At 73.6% G+C, this 22,474-nt stretch carries 26 protein-coding genes and 1 riboswitch; of the genes, 13 read left to right on the plus strand and 13 right to left on the minus strand.

The genetic code is table 11. The features are described from left to right. Window positions 1-2: 2 nt before the first annotated feature. Genes CUD01_RS07680 through CUD01_RS07690 form a run of 3 tightly spaced genes read right to left on the minus strand, consistent with a single transcriptional unit; the run spans window position 3 to window position 2,138 of the window. Window positions 3-512 carry a SixA phosphatase family protein gene (locus CUD01_RS07680; RefSeq protein WP_141320018.1) on the minus strand — a complete coding sequence of 170 codons (510 nt, stop codon included), beginning with the start codon at window positions 510-512 and terminating at the stop codon, window positions 3-5. Between the two features lie 56 nt (window positions 513-568). Next, complete coding sequence (gene fabI / locus CUD01_RS07685) at window positions 569-1,339, minus strand: enoyl-ACP reductase FabI (RefSeq protein WP_141320020.1); 771 nt, start codon at window positions 1,337-1,339, stop codon at window positions 569-571. A 43-nt stretch (window positions 1,340-1,382) separates the two neighbouring features. Then, the gene (locus CUD01_RS07690) at window positions 1,383-2,138 is read right to left on the minus strand and encodes a beta-ketoacyl-ACP reductase (RefSeq protein WP_094179893.1); all 756 of its coding nucleotides are present in this window, start codon (window positions 2,136-2,138) and stop codon (window positions 1,383-1,385) included. Between the two features lie 143 nt (window positions 2,139-2,281). On the opposite strand from CUD01_RS07690, the gene CUD01_RS07695 reads away from it, so the two are divergent. From CUD01_RS07695 to CUD01_RS07705, 3 genes are read left to right on the plus strand one after another with little or no spacing between them, the layout of a single operon-like run. Next, complete coding sequence (locus tag CUD01_RS07695; protein WP_141320022.1) at window positions 2,282-2,629, plus strand: DUF3099 domain-containing protein; 348 nt, start codon at window positions 2,282-2,284, stop codon at window positions 2,627-2,629. Further along, window positions 2,626-2,862 carry a hypothetical protein gene (locus CUD01_RS07700; protein WP_094179891.1) on the plus strand — a complete coding sequence of 79 codons (237 nt, stop codon included), beginning with the start codon at window positions 2,626-2,628 and terminating at the stop codon, window positions 2,860-2,862. Before CUD01_RS07695 ends, CUD01_RS07700 begins: the two co-directional genes overlap by 4 nt. Further along, entirely contained in the window at window positions 2,859-3,758 is a 900-nt protein-coding gene (locus CUD01_RS07705; RefSeq protein ID WP_141320024.1) for an SURF1 family cytochrome oxidase biogenesis protein, read from the plus strand. The genes CUD01_RS07700 and CUD01_RS07705 overlap by 4 nt, the downstream gene beginning before the upstream one ends. Before the next feature lie 6 nt (window positions 3,759-3,764). Here CUD01_RS07705 and CUD01_RS07710 read toward each other — a convergent pair whose 3' ends face one another. Then, window positions 3,765-5,360: an ABC-F family ATP-binding cassette domain-containing protein gene (locus CUD01_RS07710; RefSeq protein ID WP_094179889.1), complete on the minus strand. Its 1,596-nt coding sequence runs from the start codon at window positions 5,358-5,360 to the stop codon at window positions 3,765-3,767. A gap of 235 nt (window positions 5,361-5,595) precedes the next feature. Between CUD01_RS07710 and CUD01_RS17030 the strand changes: the two genes are divergently transcribed. From CUD01_RS17030 to CUD01_RS07735, 5 genes are read left to right on the plus strand one after another with little or no spacing between them, the layout of a single operon-like run. After that, complete coding sequence (locus CUD01_RS17030) at window positions 5,596-6,282, plus strand: biotin transporter BioY (RefSeq protein ID WP_371860767.1); 687 nt, start codon at window positions 5,596-5,598, stop codon at window positions 6,280-6,282. Next, window positions 6,282-7,016, plus strand: a complete 735-nt coding sequence (locus CUD01_RS07720; protein ID WP_141320028.1) for an energy-coupling factor ABC transporter ATP-binding protein — start codon at window positions 6,282-6,284, stop codon at window positions 7,014-7,016. Before CUD01_RS17030 ends, CUD01_RS07720 begins: the two co-directional genes overlap by 1 nt. Further along, entirely contained in the window at window positions 7,013-7,654 is a 642-nt protein-coding gene (locus tag CUD01_RS07725) for an energy-coupling factor transporter transmembrane component T (RefSeq protein WP_244937705.1), read from the plus strand. Before CUD01_RS07720 ends, CUD01_RS07725 begins: the two co-directional genes overlap by 4 nt. 37 nt (window positions 7,655-7,691) lie before the next feature. Next, window positions 7,692-8,576 carry a KPN_02809 family neutral zinc metallopeptidase gene (gene ypfJ, locus CUD01_RS07730; protein ID WP_141320030.1) on the plus strand — a complete coding sequence of 295 codons (885 nt, stop codon included), beginning with the start codon at window positions 7,692-7,694 and terminating at the stop codon, window positions 8,574-8,576. A gap of 25 nt (window positions 8,577-8,601) precedes the next feature. Then, window positions 8,602-9,534 carry an NYN domain-containing protein gene (locus tag CUD01_RS07735; RefSeq protein WP_141320032.1) on the plus strand — a complete coding sequence of 311 codons (933 nt, stop codon included), beginning with the start codon at window positions 8,602-8,604 and terminating at the stop codon, window positions 9,532-9,534. A gap of 88 nt (window positions 9,535-9,622) precedes the next feature. Here CUD01_RS07735 and CUD01_RS07740 read toward each other — a convergent pair whose 3' ends face one another. From CUD01_RS07740 to CUD01_RS07780, 9 genes are all read right to left on the minus strand, one after another. Then, the gene (locus CUD01_RS07740) at window positions 9,623-10,387 is read right to left on the minus strand and encodes a hypothetical protein (protein WP_141320034.1); all 765 of its coding nucleotides are present in this window, start codon (window positions 10,385-10,387) and stop codon (window positions 9,623-9,625) included. A gap of 10 nt (window positions 10,388-10,397) precedes the next feature. Beyond that, window positions 10,398-10,515: riboswitch (SAM riboswitch) on the minus strand. Window positions 10,516-10,618: 103 nt separating this feature from the next. Then, window positions 10,619-10,948 (minus strand): metal-sulfur cluster assembly factor, encoded by a 330-nt coding sequence (locus CUD01_RS07745; protein ID WP_094179884.1) that lies wholly within the window; start codon window positions 10,946-10,948, stop codon window positions 10,619-10,621. Beyond that, entirely contained in the window at window positions 10,945-11,421 is a 477-nt protein-coding gene (sufU, locus tag CUD01_RS07750) for a Fe-S cluster assembly sulfur transfer protein SufU (protein ID WP_094179883.1), read from the minus strand. The genes CUD01_RS07745 and sufU overlap by 4 nt, the downstream gene beginning before the upstream one ends. Before the next feature lie 32 nt (window positions 11,422-11,453). Further along, on the minus strand, window positions 11,454-12,740 hold the full coding sequence (locus CUD01_RS07755; RefSeq protein ID WP_141320036.1) for a SufS family cysteine desulfurase: 1,287 nt from the start codon (window positions 12,738-12,740) through the stop codon (window positions 11,454-11,456). 69 nt (window positions 12,741-12,809) lie between these two features. Then, window positions 12,810-13,565: a Fe-S cluster assembly ATPase SufC gene (sufC, locus tag CUD01_RS07760; RefSeq protein ID WP_141320038.1), complete on the minus strand. Its 756-nt coding sequence runs from the start codon at window positions 13,563-13,565 to the stop codon at window positions 12,810-12,812. Between the two features lie 22 nt (window positions 13,566-13,587). Next, window positions 13,588-13,920 (minus strand): non-heme iron oxygenase ferredoxin subunit, encoded by a 333-nt coding sequence (locus CUD01_RS07765; protein WP_141320040.1) that lies wholly within the window; start codon window positions 13,918-13,920, stop codon window positions 13,588-13,590. Continuing rightward, the gene (gene sufD, locus CUD01_RS07770; RefSeq protein WP_141320041.1) at window positions 13,917-15,212 is read right to left on the minus strand and encodes a Fe-S cluster assembly protein SufD; all 1,296 of its coding nucleotides are present in this window, start codon (window positions 15,210-15,212) and stop codon (window positions 13,917-13,919) included. The genes CUD01_RS07765 and sufD overlap by 4 nt, the downstream gene beginning before the upstream one ends. Then, entirely contained in the window at window positions 15,212-16,651 is a 1,440-nt protein-coding gene (sufB, locus tag CUD01_RS07775; RefSeq protein WP_141320043.1) for a Fe-S cluster assembly protein SufB, read from the minus strand. The genes sufD and sufB overlap by 1 nt, the downstream gene beginning before the upstream one ends. Then, window positions 16,648-17,412, minus strand: coding sequence for a helix-turn-helix transcriptional regulator (locus CUD01_RS07780; protein WP_141320045.1), 765 nt, complete (start codon window positions 17,410-17,412; stop codon window positions 16,648-16,650). Before CUD01_RS07780 ends, sufB begins: the two co-directional genes overlap by 4 nt. Before the next feature lie 206 nt (window positions 17,413-17,618). On the opposite strand from CUD01_RS07780, the gene CUD01_RS07785 reads away from it, so the two are divergent. From CUD01_RS07785 to CUD01_RS07805, 5 genes are all read left to right on the plus strand, one after another. Beyond that, a complete protein-coding gene (locus CUD01_RS07785) occupies window positions 17,619-18,563 on the plus strand; it encodes an ABC transporter ATP-binding protein (protein ID WP_141320047.1) in 945 nt (314 codons plus the stop codon). Window positions 18,564-18,583: 20 nt separating this feature from the next. Continuing rightward, a complete protein-coding gene (locus CUD01_RS07790; protein ID WP_243860757.1) occupies window positions 18,584-19,420 on the plus strand; it encodes an ABC transporter permease in 837 nt (278 codons plus the stop codon). A gap of 81 nt (window positions 19,421-19,501) precedes the next feature. Beyond that, window positions 19,502-20,506 carry a COX15/CtaA family protein gene (locus CUD01_RS07795; protein ID WP_244937706.1) on the plus strand — a complete coding sequence of 335 codons (1,005 nt, stop codon included), beginning with the start codon at window positions 19,502-19,504 and terminating at the stop codon, window positions 20,504-20,506. Window positions 20,507-20,602: 96 nt separating this feature from the next. Continuing rightward, complete coding sequence (locus CUD01_RS07800) at window positions 20,603-21,652, plus strand: ATP-binding cassette domain-containing protein (protein WP_141320051.1); 1,050 nt, start codon at window positions 20,603-20,605, stop codon at window positions 21,650-21,652. After that, window positions 21,652-22,464 (plus strand): ABC transporter permease, encoded by an 813-nt coding sequence (locus tag CUD01_RS07805; protein ID WP_094179873.1) that lies wholly within the window; start codon window positions 21,652-21,654, stop codon window positions 22,462-22,464. The genes CUD01_RS07800 and CUD01_RS07805 overlap by 1 nt, the downstream gene beginning before the upstream one ends. Window positions 22,465-22,474: the final 10 nt, after the last annotated feature.

Raw genomic sequence — 22,474 nt, forward strand, 5'->3', positions numbered from 1 at the left:
CGTCAGGACGCGGTGACCAGGCGCAGGAGCCGGGCGGCGCGCGGCTGGAGGTCGGCCCACGCGCCGTCAAACTCGAGCCACGACCACGACGCGGTCGGCACACCCACCTGCACGCGCGCGACCGCGGCCTCGTCGGAGCCGGGTCCGGCGAGCGTCGCGGCGGCATGCGACATGGTCGGCTCGTGCCCGACGACGACGAGCGTGCGCACCGCGGCGGGCGCGGACGCGACGAGCGAGAGCAGCGAGCGCACGCCCGCGTCGTACACCTCGCCGCGGTACTCGACCGGCGGCTCGAGGCCGAGCGCGCCGCGCACGAGCTCCCAGGTCTGACGCGTCCGCACGGCGCTGGAGCACCACACCAGGTCGGGAGCGACCCCGGCCTCGGCCATCGCCGCGCCCACGAGCGGGCACTGCCGGCGCCCCGCGAGCGCGAGCGGGCGCTCGTGGTCGGGGATGCCGTCGGGGTGCTCCGCCTTGGCGTGGCGCAGCAGCACGAGCCGTCGCGTGCTCACGGGGTCAGCGTGCCACTCGGGCACGTCTCCCGCACGCACCGCGTCACCGGCCCGGGTCACTGACCCATCGCGTGCACGCCGCCGTCGACGTGCACGATCTCGCCGGTGGTCGCGGGGAACCAGTCGGACAGCAGCGCGGCCACGGCGCGCGCGGCGGGCTCCGGGTCGGTGACGTCCCAGCCGAGCGGCGCCCGGTCGGACCAGCGCGACTCCATCGTCTCGAAGCCGGGGATGGACTTCGCGGCGGTGGTGCGGATCGGGCCGGCGGAGACGAGGTTGACGCGCACACCAGAGGGGCCGAGGTCACGCGCGAGGTAGCGCGCGGTCGACTCGAACGCGGCCTTCGCGACACCCATCCAGTCGTAGACCGGCCACGCGAACTTGGCGTCGAACGTCAGGCCGACGACGGAGCCGCCCTCGGTGAGCAGCGGCTGCGCGGCCACCGCGAGCGACTTGAGCGAGTACGCGGAGACCTCGAGCGCGGTGGACACGTCCGCCCACTCGCCCGCGAGGAAGTTGCCGCCCATGACGGACTGGGGGGCGAACCCGATCGAGTGCACGACGCCGTCGAGACGGTCGACGCCGGCCTCGCGCACGCGGTCCGCGAGCGCCGCCAGGTCGTCGGCGTCGGTGACGTCGAGCTGGACCACGGGCGCCTCGACGGGCAGGCGGCGGGCGATGACCTGGGTGAGCCGGAACTGCCGGCCGAAGGACGTCAGGACGACCTGCGCCCCCTCCTCCTGGGCGAGGCGCGCGACGTGGAACGCGATGGATCCGTCCGTCAGGACGCCGGTGACGAGGAGCTTCTTGCCGGTGAGCAGGCCCATGGTGTGTGTCTCTCTTCCGTGGTGCGGGGGTTCGAAGGGTGGGTCAGTGGCCCATGCCGAGGCCGCCGTCGACGGGCAGCACGGCGCCGCTGACGTACCCCGCGGCGGGCGACGCGAGGAACTCGACGGCCGCGGCGACCTCGTCGGGTGTGGCGAAGCGGCCCGCGGGGATCGCGGCCTTGTAGGACGCCTGCGTCGCCTCGGGCAGCGCGCGCGTCATGTCGGTGTCGATGAAGCCGGGTGCGACGACGTTCGCGGTGATCCCGCGGCCGCCGAGCTCGCGCGTGATGGACCGCGCCATCCCGACGAGGGCGGCCTTGGAGGACGCGTAGTTGACCTGCCCGGGACCGCCGTACAGACCCACGACCGACGAGATGAGCACGATGCGCCCGCGACGCAGCCGGATCATGGGCTTGCTGGCGCGACGCACGCACCGGAACGCGCCCTTGAGGTTCACGTCGAGGACCTCGTCGAACTCCTCGTCCGTCATCCGCATGAGGAGCTGGTCGCGGGTGACTCCCGCGTTCGCGACGAGCACCTCGACCGGGCCGAGCTCGGCCTCGACCGCCGTGAACGCGGCGTCCACGGACGCGCTGTCCCGCACGTCCCCGACCACGCCGAGCACGCCCGGCGGGAGCTCGCCGGACCGGTAGATCGTCGCGACCCGGTCCCCCGCGGCGACGAACCGCTGCGCGATCGCCCGGCCGATGCCGCGGTTGGCGCCCGTGACGAGCACGACGCGCGGCGCGGGCCGCTCGTCGCCGGACGGGACGCTGGAGTTGTCGGAAGTCTCAGGCACGAGTCACGACGGTAGCCGAGCAGGTGCGCTCGTCGCCGTTCCGGCGCGGCACAGGTTGTCGCGCCCCAGTTGGGGGAAGTGCACAAGAGCGGCGGACGTGGTCCGTGGGTCGGCGCCCGTGCGCAGGAACGTACGATCGAGGCGTGAGGTCACGTCGAGGCGAGGAGCCGGTCCAGCGGATCACCGCTGCGCCCGAACCGCTCGCCGAGGACGTCGCCCGGCGCCAGCGCCGGTACCTCGCCCAGATGGGCGTCCGCCTCGTGTGCTTCGTGCTCACGATCGTCACGTGGTCGCACGTGCCGCGGTGGGTGTCCCTGGTGCTCGTCGTCGCCGCCGTGGTGCTGCCGTACGTGGCGGTCATCTTCGCCAACGCGGGCCGCGAGCGTCGCGACGACGCCGAACCCTTCGTCGACCTGCGCGAGATCGGCCCCGGCGGCCGGCCGGGCCGGATCGGCGACACACCCGACGACCCCGCGGGAGGCCGCGCGTGACCCTGCCCGTGCCGGACCCGGTGGACGACCCGATCTGCAGCGCACGCGGCTGCCGGCGGGACGCCACGTGGGCGCTGCTGTGGAACAACCCGAAGCTGCACGTGCCCGAGCGCCGCAAGGTGTGGCTCGCGTGCGACGAGCATCGCGAGCACCTGACGCAGTTCCTCGACGTGCGCGGCTTCCTCAAGGACACCGTCCCGGTGGCGGAGCTCGCGTCGTCGGACGCGCCGTGAGCCCTGCCCGGCGGCGGGCCGTCGTCCTGGTGCTCGTCGGCGTGCTCGTCGCGGTGGCGTGCACGTTCCTGGGTCGCTGGCAGTGGCACCGCCACGAGTGGCGGGACGCGCAGATCGCGACGGTCGAGCGCAACTACGACGCTCCCCCGGTCCCCCTGGCCGACGTGCTGGCAGCACCGGGCGACCGGCTCGCGGACGCCGACGAGTGGTCGCAGGTCCGCACGACGGGTCGCTACCTCACGGACGCGACGGTCCTGCTGCGCAACCGACCGGTCGAGGGCAACCCGGCGTACCACGTGCTCGTCCCGTTCCGGGTCACGGGCACGGACGCGGTGCTCGTCGTGGACCGCGGCTGGGTGCCGACCGGTGCGGACGCGAGCGCCGGCGTCGACGTGCCCCCGCCGCCCGCGGGCGAGGTCGGGCTCGTCGTGCGCGTGCGGCACGCCGAGCAGCCGAGCGACCGCGGCGCGCCCGCGGGGTCGGTGCAGGCGCTGCACCCTGCGCAGGTCGCCGCCGCCGCGGGGCTCACGGACGCCGCGGTCTACGCGGGCGCGTACGGGCAGCTCGTCGCCGAGGACCCGGCACCCGCGACACCCCTCGGGACGTTGCCCGCACCCGACCTCGACCCCGGCTCGCACCTGTCGTACGCGTTCCAGTGGTGGGCGTTCGCGCTGGGCGGCCTGCTGGGCTTCGCCTGGCTCGCCCGCCGCGAGGTCGTCGAGGAACGCGACGGCACGGGCGCACCGTTCGAGCCGTCCGAGCCCGCGGGCGGGACGGCACCGGCCGCGCCGGCACGCCCCGCCCGGCCCCGCCGGCGCGAGGGCCGGGCCGAGGCCGAGGAGGACGCCCTCATCGACGCGCAGACGCCCGACGACGCGAGCCGCACGGCCCGCTGAGCGCGCTCAGGCCAGCGTGATCAGGTCCAGGTAGTCGGCGCTCCACAGGTCCTCGTCACCGTCCGGCAGCAGGAGCACGCGCTCCGGGTCCAGCGCGGCGACCGCGCCCTCGTCATGGCTCACGAGCACCACGGCACCCTGGTACCCCCGCAGCGCCGCGAGGATCTCCTCGCGGCTCGCCGGGTCGAGGTTGTTCGTCGGCTCGTCGAGCAGCAGGACGTTCGCCGCCGAGACGACGAGCGCCGCGAGCGCGAGCCGCGTCTTCTCCCCGCCCGAGAGCACGCGCGCCGGCTTGTCGGCGTCGTCGCCCGAGAACAGGAACGAGCCGAGGACGGAGCGGACCTGCGTGTCGGAGAGGTCCGGCGCCGCCGAGCGCAGGTTCTCCACCACCGTGCGCTCGAGGTCGAGCGTCTCGTGCTCCTGCGCGTAGTACCCGAGCTTGAGGCCGTGCCCGGGGTGCACCTCGCCGGTGTCCGGGGTCTCGATGCCCGCGAGCAGCCGCAGCAGGGTGGTCTTGCCCGCGCCGTTGAGACCGAGCACCACGACACGTGAGCCGCGGTCGATCGCCAGGTCGACGCCCGTGAAGACCTCCTGCGAGCCGTACGACTTCGACAGGTCCGACGCCGTGAGCGGCGTGCGCCCGCACGGCGCCGGGTCGGGGAACCGCAGCTTGGCGACCTTGTCGCTCGCGCGGACCTCCTCGAGGCCCGACAGCATCCGCTCGGCGCGCCGCGCCATGTTCTGCGCCGCGACGGCCTTGGTTGCCTTGGCGCGCATCTTGTCCGCCTGCGCGAGCAGCGCCGCGGCCTTCTTCTCGGCGTTCGCACGCTCCCGGCGACGCCGCTTCTCGTCGGTCTCGCGCTGCAGCAGGTACGCGTCCCAGCCGAGGTTGTACTGGTCGAGCGCGGCGCGGTTCGCGTCGAGGTGGAACACCTTGTTGACGGTCGCGCGCAGCAGCTCGGCGTCGTGCGAGATGACGACGAAGCCGCCCGAGTACGCCTTGAGGTAGTCGCGCAGCCAGGCGATCGAGTCGGCGTCGAGGTGGTTCGTCGGCTCGTCGAGCAGGAGTGTCTCGACACCGGAGAACAGGATCCGCGCGAGCTCGACCCGACGGCGCTGGCCGCCGGACAGCGTCCCGAGCGTCTGGGCGAGCACACGGTCGTCGAGCCCGAGGTTCGCGGTGATGCGGTGCGCCTCCGACTCGGCGGCGTAGCCGCCCGCCGCGGTGAACCGGGCCTCCAGGCGCGAGTAGCGCGCCATCGCCTTGTCCCGCTCGTCGTCGGTGCCCTCGGCCATGACCTGCTCGGTCGCGCGCATGCTGCGCACGATCTCGTCGAGGCCGCGCGCCGACAGCACGCGGTCGAGCGCGAGCACGTCGAGGTCACCGGTCGCGGGGTCCTGCGGCAGGTAGCCGACCTCCCCGCGCGTGATCGTGCCGCTCGTCGGCTGGGCCTGGCCCGCGAGCGTCTTGGTGAGGGTCGTCTTGCCGGCGCCGTTGCGGCCGACGAGACCGATGCGGTCGCCCGCAGCGATGCGGAACGAGGTCTCGGCGAGCAGCTCGCGTGCGCCGATGCGCAGGCCGACGCCGTGGGCGGTGATCACGTGGTGGTTTCCTCCGGAAAGCCCGCGCCTGTCTTGGGCGGGCGCACAAACGCCGTCCATCCTAACGAGCACTAGCGTGACGACCGTCGTCCTTTCCCCCGCCCACCGGCGGGACGGCGGCGCCGTCCGGCACGGACGGGCGCGGCGACGACGAGCACGAGCGCACGAGCGCGGACGACGACCCGACCGATCCCGCACGACGACGCACCGGAGCACCGACCCGAGGGGGCCACCCGTGACCGACGCACGCCAGCACTCCGCACCGCCCGGGACCGCGATCGCGGACGCCCCGCAGTCCCCCGCGCTGCCCGACCCGGCCGCGGTGCTGGACGTCGCGCTGCCCGAGCCCGCCGAGCGGGCGCACCCCGCGACGGCCGACGTCGCGCTCGTCGCGGTGTTCGCCGCGTTCATCGCGGTGTGCGCGGTCGTCCCCGGCATCCCGACGGGCACCGGGGTGCCCGTCACGCTCCAGACCTTCGGGGTCGTGCTGGCCGGCCTGGTGCTCGGCTGGCGCCGCGGCGCGCTCGCCGTGCTGCTCTACCTCGCCGTGGGGCTCGCGGGCGTGCCCGTGTTCTCGGGCGGCACGGGCGGCCTGGCGGTGCTCGCCGGGCCCAGCGTCGGCTACCTGCTGGGCTTCCCGCTGGCCGCCGCGCTCGCGGGCGTGCTCGCGAGCGCCGCGCGCAAGGCGACCGGCCCCGCGCGTTACCTCGTCCTCGTCGCGAGCGGCCTGACCGCCACCGCGCTCACCGTCCACCCGCTGGGTATCGCGGGCATCGTGCTGCGCACCGACCTCACGGCCGGTGAGGCCTTCGCGGCGGGCGCCGTGTTCTTCCCCGGGGACACCGTGAAGACCCTCCTCGCGGCCGCGGTCGCGCTCGCGGTGTTCGCCGCCTACCCGGACCTGCTGCGCCGGCGCCGCTGATGATCGAGCTGAGCGAGGCGCTCGTCACGGCCTGGACGCCCGACCCCTCGGGCGGCCCGGACACCGTCACGCGCCTGCTCGGCCCGGTCACGCTGCGCCTCACCGAACGGCGCGTGGCGGTCGTCGGCGCGAACGGCTCCGGCAAGTCGACGCTCGCGCGCCTGCTCAACGGGCTCGTGCTGCCGTCGTCCGGGACCGTGCGCGTCGACGGGCTCGACACGCGTACCGACGGACCGGCCGTCCGGCGGCGCGTCGGCTTCGTGTTCACCGACCCCGACGCGCAGCTCGTCATGCCCACCCCCGTCGAGGACGTCGCGCTGTCGCTGCGGCGCAGCGTGCCCGACGCGCGCGAGCGCGAGGCCCGGGCCCGTGCGGCGCTCGCGCGCATCGGGCTCGCGGACCGCGCCGACCTGCCCGTGCACGCGCTGTCCGGCGGGCAGCGCCAGCTCCTCGCGCTCACGTCCGTGCTCGCGACCGACCCCGACGTGCTGGTCTGCGACGAGCCGACGACGCTGCTCGACCTGCGCTGGCGCGCGGTGGTCGACGACCTGCTCGCCGACCTGCCGCAGCAGGTCGTCGTCGTCACGCACGACCTGGACGCCGCGCTGCACGCCGAGCGCGTCCTCGTCGTCGACGACGGCCGGGTGGTCCACGACGGCGAGCCGTCCGCCGCCGTCGCCGCGTACCGGGACCTCATGACCTCCTCCCCCGTGCGTTCCGGCGAAATCCGGTGACCCGCCCCGGCACGCCGCTGCGGCCCGTCTGGTCCGGCCCGCTCGGGATGCACCAGCCGGGCACCTCGGTGCTGCACCGGGCGCCCGCGCTCCGCAAGCTCGCGGCCCTCGCACTGGCCGGCGTCGTCGTCCTCGTCGTCCGCGGAGCCGCGTCGGCGCTCGTCGCGCTCGCCGTCGCCGTCGCCTGCCACGCCGTCGCGAGGCTCTCGTGGCACCGCACGCGCAGCGGCCTCGTGCGCGTCGGCGCCGTCGCGGTCCTCGTCGGCGGGTACCAGGCATGGTCACGCGGCTGGGCGTCGGGCGTCGAGACCGCCGCCGACCTCGTCGCGCTCGTCCTGCTCGCCACCGTCGTCACCGCGACCACGCGCGCCGACGACCTGCTCGACGCGCTGCGCCGTGCCGCCGGGCCGCTGCGGCACGTCGGCCTCCCCCCGCAGACCGTCGCGCTCGCGGTGAGCCTCATGCTGCGCTCCGTCCCCGTCCTGCTGCACGCCGCGCACGAGTCCCGCGACGCCGCACGGGCGCGCGGGCTCGGCCGCTCGCCGCGCGCGCTCGTCGTGCCGGCCGCGGTGCGCATGGTCGGCCACGCACGCGCGACGGGCGAGGCGCTCGCCGCGCGCGGGATCGGCGAGGGCTGAATCGCGCGGTGCCCGTGCACGGACTACCGTCCCGGGTGTGACGTTCCAGGAGGGTGGCAGCTTCGGCGGCGGACGCGTGCAGTCGCGCCGCTCCGCCGGCGGGCGTGGCATGGCGATCGGCGGCGGCGTCGGCGGTCTCGGGTTGCTCGTGATCCTCGCGATCACGCTGCTGTCCGGGGGCAACGTGGACCCCGGCGCGCTCCTCGGTGGTGGCGGGGGCGAGCCCGGTCAGGACGGCACCGTCGGTGCCTGCACGGCCGAGCAGGCCAACACCGACCGCGCGTGCCGCCTGTCCGCGACCCTCGACTCCCTCGACACGTACTGGACGCCCACCCTGCGCAAGGCGGACGCGACCATCCCGGAGGCCGTGGAGTTCACGTCCGCGGTGCGGACCGCGTGCGGCGACGCGTCGTCGTCGTCCGGGCCGTTCTATTGCCCCGGGGACCAGACGATCTACCTCGACCTGGGCTTCTTCGACCTGCTGACCAGCCAGTTCGGCGCGAAGGGCGGCCCGCTCGCCGAGATGTACGTCTACGCGCACGAGTACGGCCACCACGTCCAGAACGTCACCGGCGTGTTCGACTCCTCCGACCGCCGCGGGTCGGGCGCCGGGTCGGACTCCGTGCGCGTCGAGCTCCAGGCCGACTGCTACGCGGGCATGTGGGCCGGCAACGCCGCGACCACCGAGGACCCCGACACCGGTGTCACCTACCTCAAGCCCATCACCGCCGACGAGCTCGCGCAGGCGATCGACGCGGCCGCAGCCGTGGGCGACGACCACATCCAGCAGCAGTCGGGCGGCGGTGTGAACCCCGACTCGTGGACCCACGGCTCGAGCGAGCAGCGCCAGCGCTGGTTCACCACCGGCTACCAGCAGCGCGACCTCGCGGCGTGCGACACCTTCGCCGCCGACACGCTCTGACGCCCGCATCGGGCAGACTCCGGGCATGAGCACCGACGACAGCTCCGCCCGCGTGGGCGTCTATCTCGACTTCGACAACATCGTCATCTCCCGCTACGACCAGCTCCACGGTGACGGCTCGTGGCGCAAGGACAACGCGCGTGACGCCGGTAAGGACGTCGCCCCTCGGCTCGACGCCGCCCGGGTCGACGTGAGCGCGCTCCTCGACTACGCGTCGTCGTTCGGCACGCTCGCCGTGACCCGCGCGTACGCCGACTGGTCGGTGCCGGCCAACGCGGCGTACCGGCGCCAGCTGGTGGACCGCGCGATCGACCTCACGCAGCTCTTCCCTGCGTCCGGTACCAAGAACGGCGCCGACATCCGGCTCGCCGTGGACGTGCTCGAGGACCTGTTCCGTCTCACCGACCTCACGCACGTCGTGATCGTGGCTGGCGACTCCGACTACATTGCGCTCGCGCAGCGGTGCAAGCGCCTCGGGCGCGTGGTCGTCGGCGTCGGCGTGCCGGGCGGGACCAGCAAGGCACTGATCTCCGCGTGCGACGAGTTCGAGTACTACGACGAGGCCGTGCGGCAGTCGGACGAGGCAGAGGACGACGACACCGTCGTCACGGGCGCCCCGGACGACGCTGCTGCCTCGCCCGTGACGACCGCTCCGCGCACGGCGACGACCGCGACGCGCACCGAGCCCGAGACGTCGTCACAGCCGATCAGCGGTCCGGTCGCGACGCGGCTGCTCGCACGCGCACTCGGGCTGGTCGCGAAGGACGCCGACGGCTGGAGCCAGGCGTCGGCGGTCAAGCAGCAGATGAAGCGGCTCGACCCCCGGTACAACGAGGCTGCGCTCGGCTTCGCGACGTTCACGGACTTCGTGCGCTCACGCCAGGGGCAGGTCGAGCTCCGGGAGGAGGGCCAGGCGCGGTGGCTCCGGCTGCGCGCCCCCAAGTCGAAGAAGGGCTGAGCGCACGCCGCGCCGGGCTGACCTGCGTGGCGCGGCCCAGTGCGACCCCCACCACGCAGGTCAGCCGGACCCACGCGATGCGTCGGTGCTACGCGCGGGCCGCGCGCGCGAAACGGGTCAGGCGGACCCGAACGAGACGGCTCACGACGGCGCCCAGCGCGAGCGGCGCACGCGTCACCGTCGCGAGGGCTCGGGCCGTCTCCCGGCCCACCCGGTCGACGTCAGCGCGGGCCGAGGCCGCCATCACTCCCACCTGGTGCGCGCGCAGGGCGTGCGCGAGCGCCGGGACGTCCGCCAGCACGTCGGCGCGCACGGCGTGGTCCTCGGGAGCGAGCAGACGCAGCCACTCCGCGAACAGACGCACTCGTGCTTCCGCCGAGTCGTCGAGCAGACCGGACCGGAGAGCGTCCTGCCGGCTGACCGCTCGCACGGTGCGATCGTGATCCCGCACCGAGTCCAGCTCGACGACCGCCATACCCGACGCCGCGGCGTCGTCGAGCAGCACGGTCAGGCGCGCGTCGCGCAGCTGGAGCGCGGCGCGGACCGGCGCCCACGACGCGTCGTCGGGGTCGGACAGCCCGGCGAGCTGCACGACCCCGTCGCCGGCCGTCCGACCCGCACGCGAGCGTGCCGCTCCGGCCCGCCGCGAGACCTCGGACTCGAGCCAGGTGCAGTCGTCGCAGAGCGTCTTGGCGGCCCTCAGCAGCGACAGACCCCAGTCGCCGACCAGGCACGCGGTGCACAGCTCCCCGCGGGTGACGAGGTCGACACCGGTCCGGCTCGCCTCCGCGACCGCCGCGGGGGCGGGGCGCAGCTCGACGAGACCGTCGGCGCGCAGGAACTTCTCACTCATGGGCGTACTCCCTTCGCACTTCCCGGCGGCGGTCGCCGCCGGGCCGGTCTTCCTCCGGGGCACCGTGCGCGAGGTTGCGCGGTTGCCGGACCAGCACGCGGAGGGCGTCTCGCTGATCGCTCTTGACCTGGGGAGACGCTAACGCGGCCCGGCTCGCACGAGCAAGGGACGTCACACGAACGCGGGCGGTGGACGACGAGTCCGCCGTCCACCGCCCGCGTGCGAGGTGTGTCAGATGTTGAAGCCGAGGGCCCGCATCTGCTCACGACCGTCCTCGGTGATCTTCTCCGGGCCCCACGGCGGCATCCAGACCCAGTTGATGCGGAAGCCGTCGACGATGCCGTCGAGCGCCTGCGCCGACTGGTCCTCGATGACGTCGGTGAGCGGGCACGCCGCCGACGTGAGCGTCATGTCGATCACCGCGGTGTTCTGCTCGAGCGCGACCCCGTACACGAGGCCGAGGTCGACGACGTTGATCCCGAGCTCGGGGTCGATCACGTCGCGCATCGCCTCCTCGACGTCCGCGACGGTCGTCGGTGAGCCAGTGCTGGGGGTGGTCATGCGTCCTCCCGGGATCCGGTCTTGATGAGTGCGTCGTTCAGCGCGACCCAGCCGAGCAGGGCGCACTTCACGCGTGCGGAGTACTTGCCGACGCCCGTGAAGGCGGCGGCGTCGCCGAGCGCCTCCTCGGCGTCGTCGTCGTCGAGCCCCTGCCCCCTGGACTGCATGAGGTCGCGGAACGACGCGGCGAGCGTGTCGACGGTGCCCAGCGGCTGGTCGAGCACCAGGTCGTGCAGCACCGAGACCGAGGCCTGCGAGATCGAGCAGCCCTGCCCCTCCCAGCGCAGCCCGCGGACCACCCCGGCGTCGTCGACGTCGACCTGCAGGGTCACCTCGTCGCCGCACGTGGGGTTCACCTGGTGCGACTGCGCCGAGCGGGCGCCGTCCGCCGCCTCGCCCAGCCCTCGCCCGTGCGGGAACTTCGCGTGGTCCAGGATCACCTGCTGGTACAGCTGCTCCATCGAGCTGCTCATACGTCGCCCTTCTCGTGGCGCCGGGGGCGCCGTCAGTCCGTCAGTCCGAAGAACGCCCGGACCCCCGCGAGCGCTTCCCGGAACACGGCGATCTCCTCGTCGGTGGTGTACACCGCGGCGGTCGCGCGTGCCGTCGCGGCCACGCCGAACCGGCGGTGCAGCGGCTGTGCGCAGTGGTGGCCGACGCGCACCGCGACGCCGGCGTCGTCGAGCACCTGCCCCACGTCGTGCGCGTGCACGCCGTCGACGACGAACGACACCGCGGCGAGCCGGTCTGCGGTGTCGGTCGGGCCGATCACCCGCACACCCGGCACGGACGCCACCGCGTCGAGCAGCAGGCCCGCCAGGTCGTGCTCGTGCGCGGCGACGGCGTCCATCCCGAGGTCGGACAGGTAGGTCGCGGCCGCGCCCATCGCGACGGCCTGCGAGACCATCTGCGTGCCGGCCTCGAACCGCTGCGGCGGCGGGGCGTACGTGGTCTCGGTCATCGTGACGACCTCGACCATCGAGCCGCCCGTGGTGACCGGCGGCATCGCCTCGAGCAGCTCGCGTCGCCCGTAGAGCGCGCCGACGCCGGTCGGGGCGAGCATCTTGTGCCCCGAGAACGCGGCGAAGTCGACGCCGAGCTCGTGCAGGTCGACCGGCAGGTGCGGCACGGACTGGCACGCGTCGAGCACCGTGAGCGCGCCCACCTCGCGGGCGCGGGCGACGAACGCGGGCACGTCGGTGATCGCGCCGGTCACGTTGGACGCGTGCGTGAAGGCCAGCACGCGCGTGCGGTCGGTGACGACGCTCGAGAGCTCGTCGGTCCGCAGTCGCCCGTCGTCGTCCACGCCGATCCACCGCAGCGTCGCACCCGTGCGCAGCGCGAGCTCCTGCCACGGCACGAGGTTCGCGTGGTGCTCGGCCTCGGTGACGACGATCTCGTCGCCGGGACGCAGCGCGAACCGCTGTGCCGCTGCTCCCCCGCGGCCCGCCGTCGCGTTCGACAGCGCGTAGGCGACCAGGTTGATGCCCGCGGTCGCGTTGCTCGTCCACACGAGCTCGCCGGGCGACACCCCGACGAACGACGCGACGCGCGCCCGGGCGTCCTCGAACGCCTCGGTCGCCTCCTCGGCGAGCTGGTGCGCACCGCGGTGGACCGCGGCGTTGCGCTGCAGGTAGAAGTCCTGCTCGGCGTCGAGGACCACGTCGGGCTTCTGCGACGTGGCCCCCGAGTCGAGGTAGACCAGCCGCTTGCCGTCACGCAGCGTGCGCTCGAGCAGCGGGAAGTCGGCCCGCACCGCCGCCAGCTCGGCGGCCTCCAGGGTGGTGCTCACTGCGGATCCCCTCGACGTGGACGGGTGGGGTGCGCGGGTGCCGGGCAGCGGCCCGGCACCCGCACGAGGTCAGGAGTTGACCAGGAACCGGTCGTAGCCCTCGTTCTCGAGGCGCTCGGCGAGCTCCGGGCCGCCCTCCTCCGCGATGCGGCCGTCGACGAAGACGTGCACGAAGTCGGGCGTGATGTAGCGCAGGATGCGCGTGTAGTGCGTGATCAGCAGGACGCCGACGTCGGTGGTCGAACGGACGCGGTTGACGCCCTCGGACACGATGCGCAGCGCGTCGACGTCGAGGCCCGAGTCGGTCTCGTCGAGGATCGCGAGACGCGGCTTGAGCAGCTCCATCTGCAGGATCTCGTGGCGCTTCTTCTCACCGCCCGAGAAGCCCTCGTTCACGGACCGCTCCGCGAACGTCGAGTCCATGCGCAGGTTCTCCATCGCGGCACGGACGTCCTTGACCCACGAGCGCAGCGCGGGGGCCTCGCCGTCGATCGCGGTCTTCGCGGTGCGCAGGAAGTTCGACACCGAGACGCCCGGCACCTCGACCGGGTACTGCATCGCCAGGAACATGCCGGCGCGGGCCCGCTCGTCGACGGACATCGCCAGGACGTCCTCGCCGTCGAGCAGCACCGAGCCGCCCGTGATCTGGTACTTCGGGTGGCCGGCGAGCGAGTACGCGAGCGTCGACTTGCCCGAGCCGTTGGGGCCCATGATCGCGTGCGTCTCGCCGCTGTTCACGGTCAGGTCGACGCCGCGCAGGATGGGCTTGGGGCCCTCCTTCGTCTCGACGCTGACGTGCAGGTCGCGGATCTCCAGGGTGGTCATGCGGGTTGCTCCTCGGTGACGGTCAGACAGTCCGGTCCACGTCGACGAGCACGCGCTCGCCGTCCAGCGTGACCGGGTAGACGGGGACGGGGGTGACGGCGGGCGGGCCGAGCGGCTTGCCGGAGCGCAGGTCGAACCGCGAGCCGTGCAGCCAGCACTCGATCGTGCAGCCCTCGACCTCGCCGTCGGACAGCGAGACCGCGCCGTGCGAGCAGATGTCGCTGATCGCGTGCAGCTCGCCGTCGTCGTCGCGGACGATCGCGACCTCGACGGTCCCGGTCTCGCCCTCGAGCTCGACGCGCAGCGTGCCCCCCGTGGGCACGTCGGACGCGTAGCACGCGAGCTGTGCGGTCATGCCTGCTCCACCACGGCACCCGCGTCGCTGCCCTCGACGGCGACCTGGTCGAGCACGGACATCGACTCCTCGAGCTCGGCCTCGATCGCGGCGATGAGCCGCTCCTCGACCTCCGGGACACCGATCTCGTGCACCAGCTCGGCGAAGAAGCCGCGCACGACGAGGCGTCGCGCGTCGGGCTCGGGGATGCCGCGGGCCCGCAGGTAGAACAGCTGCTCGTCGTCGAACCGGCCGGTCGCGGACGCGTGCCCCGCGCCCTCGATCAGCCCGGTCTCGATCTCGAGGTTCGGCACGGAGTCCGCGCGCGCCCCGTCGGTGAGGACGAGGTTGCGGTTGAGCTCGTACGTGTCGGTGCCCTCGGCCTCGGCCCGGATCAGCACGTCGCCGACCCACACCGTGTGCGCGCCCGCTCCCTGCAGCGCGCCCTTGTAGGTCACGCGGCTCACGCAGCTGGGCACCGCGTGGTCGACGAACAGCCGGTGCTCCTGGTGCTGGCCGGCGTCCGCGAAGTACAGCCCGAGCATGGTGACCGAGCCGCCCTCGCCGGCGAACTGCGCGTCCGGGGTCACGCGCACGACGTCGCCGCCGAGCGTCACGACGATGTGCTTGACCGTCGCGTCACGGCCGACCTTGAGGCGGTGCGACGCGGCGTGCACGGAGCCCTCGGCCCAGTCGTGCACCGACACGACCGTGAGGTGCGCGCCGTCCTCGGCGACGATCTCGACCGTCTCGGTGAGCGCGGCGTGGCCGACGTGGTCGATGACCACGGTGCCCTGCGACATCGCCTCGGCCCGCACGACGAGGTGCGCCGCGCTCGGCTCGAGCGGCGCCTCCTGCGTGCCCGCGCCCTCGACGCCCTCGATGCGGATCGACGTGACCTTCGAGGTCACGGCCTCCCGCGGGATCGTCACGAGCGTGGCGCGCGGCGCCGAGGCCCACGCGACGGCCGCCGCGCGGTCGCCCGGCTTGCCGACGACACCGAGACGCGCGTCGCCGCGGTCGACGATCTCGACGACGACCTCGGGCGACTCGACGACGGTCGTCAGGACGCCGTGCCCGTCGAGCACGCCGCCCGAGTCCGCGGCGAACAGCGGCGCGAGGCGCGCGACGGGAGCGAACCGCCACTCCTCCTCGCGGCCGGTGGGGACGGCGAAGTCCGCGACGTCGAAGGACGTCCTGCGCTCGGCGCGCGAGGCCTCCGGCACACCGCCCACACCGTGCGTGTGCGCGCCGTCCGCGACCGCGCGGGAGTGGTCGGTCGAGAGCGCCGACTCGTTCGTGGTGGTCGTCATCAGCCGACGGCCCCTTCCATCTGCAGCTCGATGAGGCGGTTGAGCTCGAGGGCGTACTCCATGGGCAGCTCACGCGCGATGGGCTCGACGAACCCGCGCACGATCATCGCCATGGCCTCCGTCTCCGGCATGCCTCGGGACATCAGGTAGAACAGCTGGTCCTCGCTCACGCGGGACACCGTGGCCTCGTGGCCCATCGACACGTCGTCCTCGCGGACGTCGACGTACGGGTAGGTGTCCGAGCGGGAGATCTGGTCGACGAGAAGCGCGTCGCACAGCACGTTCGACGCGGAGTGCGAGGCACCCTCGAGGATCTGCACGAGACCGCGGTACGACGTGCGGCCACCGCCGCGCGCGACCGACTTCGAGACGATCGACGACGACGTGTGCGGCGCGGCGTGCACCATCTTGGAGCCCGCGTCCTGGTGCTGGCCTTCGCCGGCGAACGCGATCGACAGCGTCTCGCCGCGCGCGTGCTCGCCCATGAGGTAGATCGCCGGGTACTTCATCGTCACCTTGGAGCCGATGTTGCCGTCGACCCACTCCATGGTCGCGCCCTCGGCAGCGGTCGCCCGCTTGGTGACGAGGTTGTACACGTTGTTCGACCAGTTCTGGATCGTCGTGTACCGCACGCGGGCGTTCTTCTTGACGATGATCTCGACGACCGCCGAGTGCAGCGAGTCCGACGAGTACACGGGCGCCGTGCAGCCCTCGACGTAGTGCACGTACGAGCCCTCGTCGGCGATGATCAGCGTCCGCTCGAACTGGCCCATGTTCTCGGTGTTGATCCGGAAGTAGGCCTGCAGCGGGATCTCGACGTGCACGCCCGGCGGGACGTAGACGAACGAGCCGCCCGACCACACCGCGGTGTTGAGCGACGCGAACTTGTTGTCGCCCGGGGGGATCACGGAGCCGAAGTACTGCTCGAAGATCTCCGGGTGCTCGCGCAGGCCGGTGTCGGTGTCGAGGAAGATGACGCCCTGCTCCTCGAGCGACTCCTGGATCTGGTGGTAGACCACCTCGGACTCGTACTGCGCGGCGACACCGGCGACGAGGCGCTGCTTCTCCGCCTCGGGGATCCCCAGCCGGTCGTACGTGTTCTTGATGTCCTCGGGCAGGTCGTCCCAGCTGGCCGCCTGCTTCTCCGTGGACCGCACGAAGTACTTGATGTTGTCGAAGTCGATGCCCGACAGGTCCGCACCCCACCAGGGCATGGGCTTCTTCTCGAACATGCGCAGCGACTTCAGGCGCGTCTTGAGCATCCACTCCGGCTCGTTCTTGAGCCGGGAGATCTCCCGCACGACGTCCTCCGAGAGGCCGCGCCTCGCGGTCGCGCCCGCGGTGTCCGTGTCGTGCCAGCCGTAGTTGTAGCTGCCGATCGAGGCGATGGCCTCGTCCTGCGTCATCGGCTGCTCCGGGTCCTGCGTAGGTGCGCTCATGCGTTCGTTCCTTCCGGGGCGAGCACAGGGGGGTTCGTGGTCGGGGCGACGTCGGCCGCGGGTGGCGGCTGGGCGACCGGGATGTTCGTGGTGCACACGTGCCCGCCGCCCGCGAGGGTCGCGAGCCGCTGCACGTGGACGCCGAGCAGGCGCGAGAACGCGCGCGTCTCGGCGTCGCACAGCTGCGGGAACTCGTGCGCGACGTGCTGCACCGGGCAGTGGCCCTGGCACAGCTGGACGGCGTGCAGGCCGGGCACCGTGCGGGCCGTCGCCGCGTAGCCGTCGTCCGACAGCGCGTCCGCGAGCAGCTCGACGCGTCCCGCCACGTCGCCTCCCGCCGCGCCCTCGACGCGCGGCGCGAGCCGTGCCTCGAGCTCCGCGACGCGCTGCGCCGCGAACCGTTCGACGGCCTCGGTCCCGACCGTGTCCGCGAGGAACCGCAGCGCGTCGGTCGCGATCTCCGCGTAACGCTGCGACAGCGCGCTCTGACCCAGCGCCGTCACGACGTACCGCTTCGCGGGCCGGCCGCGGCGGGCCGGTCCGTGACCGACGCCGTCGTGCACCGCGATCTGGGCGGCGGTCTCGAGGACGCCCAGGTGCCGCCGGATCGCGGCGGGCGTCAGGTCGAGCCGTGCGGCGAGGTCGGCGGCCGTGATGGGCCCCTCGCCGGCGACGAGCTGCAGGACGCGCTGCCGCGTCGACGCGTCCGTGGTGTCCTCGCCGGGCCCCGGGAGCGGGACCGCATGCGTGAGCTCGCTCATCCCACCTCCGCTCGTCGGCTGCTTCGTCGTGCGACGCGACCTGCGGGGCGCACGACCGATATCGACAACATGGTTGTTGCCAAATTCCCCGTGCGCAAGCAAGGCAACCCTTCGCGGCCGCCCGGTCGCGGTGTGACGTCCCCCACCGCTGGCTCGACGCGGAGCGTCAGGGCGTCCCGCGCGCGGCCCACCTAGACTCGTCGTCCGTGCCCGCCTCCCCCGTCGCCGAGCAGGCCGTCGAGATCTCCGGTCTCGTCAAGCGCTACGGCGACCGCGCCGTCGTCGACGGCCTCGACCTCGTCGCACGGCCCGGCGCCGTCACCGCCGTCCTGGGGCCGAACGGCGCGGGCAAGACGACGACGATCGAGTGCTGCGAGGGCCTGCGCCGGCCCGACGCGGGCACCGTGCGCGTGCTCGGGCTCGACCCCGTCGACGACGCGCGCGAGCTGCGCCCCCGGGTCGGCGTGATGCTCCAGGACGGCGGTCTGCCGACCGGCGTGCCCGCCGCGCAGATGCTGGAGCACGTCGCGCGCATGTACGCCGACCCGCGCCCGCTCGACGAGCTCACCGAGCGGCTCGGGCTCGGCTCGTTCGCGCGCACCACCGTGCGACGCCTGTCCGGCGGTCAGCGCCAGCGTCTCGCGCTCGCCACGGCCGTCGTCGGCCGACCCCAGGTCGCGTTCCTCGACGAGCCCAGCGCCGGTATGGACCCGCAGTCCCGCCACGCCGTGTGGCAGCTCGTCCGCGAGCTGCGCGACGAAGGCGTGGCCGTGGTGCTCACCACGCATCTCATGGACGAGGCCGAGGACCTGGCGGACCACGTGGTCGTCGTGGACCACGGGAAGGTCATCGCGCAGGGCTCGGTGCGCGACCTGGTCTCGTCGGGTGACGACCGCACGCTGCGCCTCGACGCGACGCCCGGGCTCGACGTGGTCGCGCTCACCGCCGCGCTCACGGCCGACGGACCGGGTGTCACGACGACCGAGACCTCACCCGGCAGCTACGCGGTCGTCGGCCCCGTCGGCCCGACGACCGTCGCCGCCCTGACCCGCTGGCTCGCCGAGCAGGACGTGCTCGCGACCCGGCTGACCGTCGGCCGCCGCACGCTCGAGGACGTCTTCCTCGACCTGACCGGGCGGACCCTGCGATGAACTCTTCGATGAACTCTGCGATGAACTCTGCGATGAACCCTGCGCCGACCGGACCCGAGACGGCCCGACCCCGACCGCCCCGGCCCGAGCCCACCGGCTCCCGCGCCCACGCCGGCTCCTCGTCGCGCCGCACGCGTGTCCTCGCGCAGACCTCGTTCGAGGCACGCGCGATCCTGCGCAACGGCGAGCAGCTGATGGTGACGGTGGTCGTGCCCGTGCTCGCGCTCGTCGGGCTCGTGCAGGCCGACGTGCTCGACGTCGACACCGGCGGGCTCAGCCGTATCGACTTCTTCACGCCCGGCATCCTCGCGCTCGCCGTCATGACGTCGTCGTTCACGTCGCAGGCGATCGCGTCGGCGTTCGACCGCCGCAACGGCGTGCTGCGGCTGCTGTCGACCACGCCGCTCGGCCGCGGCGGGCTGCTCGCGGGCAAGGTGCTCGGCGTGCTCGTCGTCGAGCTCGTGCAGGTGCTCGTGATCGGGCTCACAGCGGTCGCGCTCGGCTGGCGCCCCGACGCGTTCGGCGTCGCACTCTCGCTCGTCGCCGTGCTGCTCGGGACCGCGGCGTTCACGTCGCTCGCGATGCTCGTGGCGGGCACCCTGCGCGCGGAGGCGGTGCTCGCGGTCGCGAACCTCGCGCTGCTGCTCCTCGCGATCGCCGGCGGCGTGATCGTCCCCGCGGACCGCCTGCCCGGCCCGCTCTCCCACCTCGCGCTGCTGCTGCCGTCGGGCGCGCTGGGCGAGGCCATGCGGGGGGCGTTCCAGCAGGGCACGCTGCCCGCCTGGTCGGTCGTCGTGCTGGTCGGCTGGACCGCGGCGCTCGGGTGGGGCGCCGGGCGCCTGTTCCGCTGGCACTGACCGCGCGGCGCGCGCAACGTCACAGGCCTCCCGGTCCGTCCGCGGCCCGGCCGCCGGACGGCTCGGCCTAGGCTGGTCACCGTGAGTGCGAGCCCCACGTCCGTCGTCCCCGACCGCGAGCCGGCCCGCGGCCCGCGCGGCCGCTGGGTCGCCCTGCTGGCCTGGCTGCGCGGCCACGTGCGCGCGGTGCTCGTCGCGAACCTCGTGCTCCAGATCGCGATCGTCGCCACCGGCGGTGCGGTGCGCCTCACCGCGTCCGGGCTCGGCTGCTCGACGTGGCCGCAGTGCGAGCCGGGCAGCTTCGTCCCGGTGCTGCACGACGCGACCACCTACCACGTGTTCGTCGAGTTCGGGAACCGGCTCATGACGTTCGTGCTCACGCTCGCGGCCGTCGCGGTCGCGTACGTCGTGTGGCCGGACCGCGCCCGCTCCCGCTCGTTCCGCCTGCTCGGCTGGGTGCCGCTCGCGGGTGTCGTGGCGCAGGCGGTCGTCGGCGGCGTGCTCGTGCTCCTGGCGCTGCCGCCGATCCTCGTCTCGACGCACTTCCTGATCTCGATGGCGCTGGTCTCCGCGTCCCTGGTGCTGCTGCACCGCGCCGACGAGGGCGGCGACGGCGTGCCCACGCCGCTCGTCGACCGCACGACCCTGCTCCTGACGCACCTCGCGGCCGGGCTCATGGTCGTCGTCCTCGTGCTCGGCACGCTGACGACGGGCGCGGGCCCGCACTCGGGAGACGACGAGGTCGGCTACCGGCTCGCGGTCGACCCGCTGCTCATGGCGCGCGTGCACGCCGCGGCCGTGTGGGCGTTCACCGCCGTGCTCGTCGCGGTGCTCTGGCGCACGCGCCGCGGCGGTCCTGCGGGGACGCGGGCGCTCGCGGCCCACCGGGCGTCGCTGGTGCTGCTCGGGCTGACGGTCGCGCAGGGCGCGATCGGGTACGTCCAGACCGCGACGGGGCTGCCGATCGCGCTCGTGAACCTGCACCTGGTGGGTGCCGCGCTCCTCGCGGCCGGGACGACGCGCGTGTGGCTGTCCACGCGGACCCGGTCGGTCGACGGGACGCCGGGGGCCACGCAGCCGGTGTGAGCGCGCGACGACGCGCGGCGGCGCGCAGCGGCGCCGGGAACACTCCGGGGCAGAACGGGGTGTTCCGTGTCGGAGGTCACACCTAGAGTCGCGACCATGACCGACGACACCCTCGACCGGCACGCAGGCCGGCACGCCTCCGCGGGTTCGGCCCCGCCGGACGCCGCACCGCAGGCGCAGCCCGCCGTCGTCGCGCGCGGGCTCGTGAAGCGCTACAAGGAGGTCGTCGCGCTCGACGGCGTCGACCTCACCGTCCCCCAGGGCAGCGTCCTGGGGCTCCTCGGGCCGAACGGCGCGGGCAAGACGACCACGGTCCGCATCCTCGCGACCCTCCTGCGGCCCGACGCGGGCACCGCGCAGGTCTCCGGCGTCGACGTGCTGCACGACCCGCGCGCCGTCCGCCGGCGCATCGGCCTGTCGGGTCAGTACGCGGCGGTCGACGAGTACCTCACCGGGTACGAGAACCTCGAGATGATCGGGCGGCTGTACCACCTGGGCAAGGCGCGCTCGCGCGAGCGGGCACGCGAGCTCCTCGCGCAGTTCCGCCTCGAGGACGCCGCGGACCGCCCGTCCCGCACGTACTCCGGCGGCATGCGCCGCCGGCTCGACCTGGCGGGTGCGCTCGTCGCGAGCCCGCCCGTGATCTTCCTGGACGAGCCGACGACGGGCCTCGACCCGCGCGGGCGCGCGGACATGTGGGAGGTCATCCAGACGCTGGTCAAGAGCGGGACGACGCTCCTGCTCACCACGCAGTACCTCGAGGAGGCCGACGTGCTGGCGGACGAGATCGTCGTGATCGACCACGGCAAGGTCATCGCGCAGGGCACGGCCGACCAGCTCAAGCTCCAGGTCGGCGGCGAGCGTCTCGAGCTGTCGGTCTCCGACGCGTCGACCCTCGCGCGCGTGGGCGAGCTGCTCGCGCCGCTCGGCGTGGGGCACGCGACGCTCGACGAGGGCCGCCGCTCGCTCGTCATGCCCGTGACCGGCGGTGCCCGCACCCTCACCGAGGCGCTGCGTCTGCTCGACCAGGCGCAGATCGCGCTCGACGACGTCGGGCTGCGGCGCCCCACGCTCGACGACGTGTTCCTGACGCTCACGGGCCGCCCCGCGGAGGACGACGAGACGACGACGAAGGAGGGTGCGTGATGGCGCTCCCCACCGTGCTGAGCGACGCCCACGTCGTCGCCCGCCGCAACATCATCAAGATCAAGCGCGTCCCCGACCTGCTGGTCTTCACGACGCTCTCGCCGATCATGTTCGTGCTGCTCTTCGCGTACGTGTTCGGCGGCGCCATCCAGGTGCCCGGCGGCACCGACCCGGGCGCCTACCGCGAGTTCCTCATGGCGGGGATCTTCGCGCAGACCGTGATCTTCGGCGCCACCATCACCGGCGCGGGGCTCGCGGAGGACGTGAAGAAGGGCATCATCGACCGGTTCCGGTCCCTGCCCATGGCGCCCTCGGCCGTGCTGACCGGCCGCACGCTGTCCGACGTGGTGAACAACGTCCTCGTCCTCGTCGTCATGTCCCTCACGGGACTGCTGGTCGGCTGGGCGATCCACAGCTCGGTGCCCGAGGCCCTGCTCGGGTTCGCGCTGCTCATCGTGTTCGCCTACGCGATCTCGTGGATCATGGCGTGGCTCGGGATGCTCGTCCCGAGCGTCGAGGTGTTCAACAACGCGACGTTCATCGTGATCTTCCCGCTCACGTTCGTGGCGAACACGTTCGTCCCGCTCGAGTCGCTCCCGAAGGTCCTGCAGACGTTCGCCGAGTGGAACCCCGTCTCGGCCGTCACGCAGGCCTCGCGTGAGCTGTTCGGCAACATCCCGGCGGGCGTCCCCGAGCCGACGTCATGGCCGCTGCAGCACGCGGAGCTCTACACCCTGATCTGGACGGTCATCTTCCTGGTCGTGTTCATCCCGCTCGCGAACGCGCAGTACCGGCGCAGCACCAGCCGCTGACGCCCGCGAC

This window comes from Cellulomonas uda (assembly GCF_006538705.1).
Lineage (GTDB): Bacteria > Actinomycetota > Actinomycetes > Actinomycetales > Cellulomonadaceae > Cellulomonas > Cellulomonas uda.

Bases quoted from the DNA above. Each gene is read 5' to 3' on its own strand.
- fabI (WP_141320020.1), bottom strand. From the start codon at position 1,339: ATGGGCCTGCTCACCGGCAAGAAGCTCCTCGTCACCGGCGTCCTGACG.
- CUD01_RS07720 (WP_141320028.1), top strand. From the start codon at position 6,282: ATGATCGAGCTGAGCGAGGCGCTCGTCACGGCCTGGACGCCCGACCCC.
- CUD01_RS07735 (WP_141320032.1), top strand. From the start codon at position 8,602: ATGAGCACCGACGACAGCTCCGCCCGCGTGGGCGTCTATCTCGACTTC.
- CUD01_RS07740 (WP_141320034.1), bottom strand. From the start codon at position 10,387: ATGAGTGAGAAGTTCCTGCGCGCCGACGGTCTCGTCGAGCTGCGCCCC.
- CUD01_RS07745 (WP_094179884.1), bottom strand. From the start codon at position 10,948: ATGACCACCCCCAGCACTGGCTCACCGACGACCGTCGCGGACGTCGAG.
- sufU (WP_094179883.1), bottom strand. From the start codon at position 11,421: ATGAGCAGCTCGATGGAGCAGCTGTACCAGCAGGTGATCCTGGACCAC.
- sufC (WP_141320038.1), bottom strand. From the start codon at position 13,565: ATGACCACCCTGGAGATCCGCGACCTGCACGTCAGCGTCGAGACGAAG.
- CUD01_RS07765 (WP_141320040.1), bottom strand. From the start codon at position 13,920: ATGACCGCACAGCTCGCGTGCTACGCGTCCGACGTGCCCACGGGGGGC.
- sufD (WP_141320041.1), bottom strand. From the start codon at position 15,212: ATGACGACCACCACGAACGAGTCGGCGCTCTCGACCGACCACTCCCGC.
- sufB (WP_141320043.1), bottom strand. From the start codon at position 16,651: ATGAGCGCACCTACGCAGGACCCGGAGCAGCCGATGACGCAGGACGAG.
- CUD01_RS07780 (WP_141320045.1), bottom strand. From the start codon at position 17,412: ATGAGCGAGCTCACGCATGCGGTCCCGCTCCCGGGGCCCGGCGAGGAC.
- CUD01_RS07790 (WP_243860757.1), top strand. From the start codon at position 18,584: ATGAACTCTGCGATGAACCCTGCGCCGACCGGACCCGAGACGGCCCGA.
- CUD01_RS07800 (WP_141320051.1), top strand. From the start codon at position 20,603: ATGACCGACGACACCCTCGACCGGCACGCAGGCCGGCACGCCTCCGCG.
- CUD01_RS07805 (WP_094179873.1), top strand. From the start codon at position 21,652: ATGGCGCTCCCCACCGTGCTGAGCGACGCCCACGTCGTCGCCCGCCGC.